Origin of the sequence: Amycolatopsis tucumanensis (assembly GCF_021654135.1) — a bacterium.
In the GTDB taxonomy this organism is placed as follows: Bacteria; Actinomycetota; Actinomycetes; order Mycobacteriales; family Pseudonocardiaceae; genus Amycolatopsis_E; species Amycolatopsis_E tucumanensis.
The window spans coordinates 1-840 of sequence record NZ_JAKGSD010000142.1 but is presented as its reverse complement, the minus strand read 5'-3'; the positions used below and the strand labels follow the sequence as shown (position 1 = coordinate 840).

Here is an 840-nt window from a genome sequence, read left to right as displayed (position 1 = left end):
AGTACAACCAGCTGTTCACCATGCACGGCACGATCATGCTGCTGCTGTACGCGACCCCGATCCTGTTCGGTTTCGCCAACTTCGTGATGCCGCTGCAGATCGGCTCGCCGGACGTGGCGTTCCCGCGGTTGAACGCCTTCTCCTACTGGCTGTACCTGTTCGGCGGCATCATCACCGTCTCCGGCTTCCTGACCCCGGGTGGCGCGGCCGACTTCGGCTGGTTCGCCTACACCCCGCTGTCGGACGCCATCCACTCGCCGGGCATCGGCGCGGACATGTGGATCGCCGGCCTCGCGGTCTCCGGTCTGGGCACCATCCTCGGCGCGGTCAACATGGTCACCACGATCGTCTGCCTGCGCGCGCCCGGCATGACGATGTTCCGGATGCCGATCTTCACCTGGAACATCCTGGTCACCAGCATCCTGGTGCTGCTCGCCTTCCCGATCCTCACCGCGGCGCTCATGGGCCTGATGGCCGACCGGCACATCGGGGCGCACGTGTTCGACCCGGCCAACGGCGGTGTGATCCTCTGGCAGCACCTGTTCTGGTTCTTCGGGCACCCCGAGGTGTACATCGTCGCGCTGCCGTTCTTCGGCATCGTCTCCGAGATCATCCCGGTGTTCTCGCGCAAGCCGATCTTCGGCTACAAGGGCCTGGTCTTCGCGACGCTGGGCATCGCGGCGCTGTCGGTCGCGGTGTGGGCGCACCACATGTACGCCACCGGCGCCGTGCTGCTGCCGTTCTTCTCCTTCATGACCTTCCTGATCGCGGTCCCGACCGGTGTCAAGTTCTTCAACTGGATCGGCACCATGTGGAAGGGCCAGCTGAGCTTCGAGACGC

Annotated in this window: 1 protein-coding gene; it reads left to right on the top strand. The window is 65.2% G+C overall.

The annotated features are described in order from the left end of the window. The coding region (locus L2C96_RS44200) for a cbb3-type cytochrome c oxidase subunit I (RefSeq protein ID WP_237340331.1) at positions 1-840 on the top strand (840 nt) is incomplete at both ends.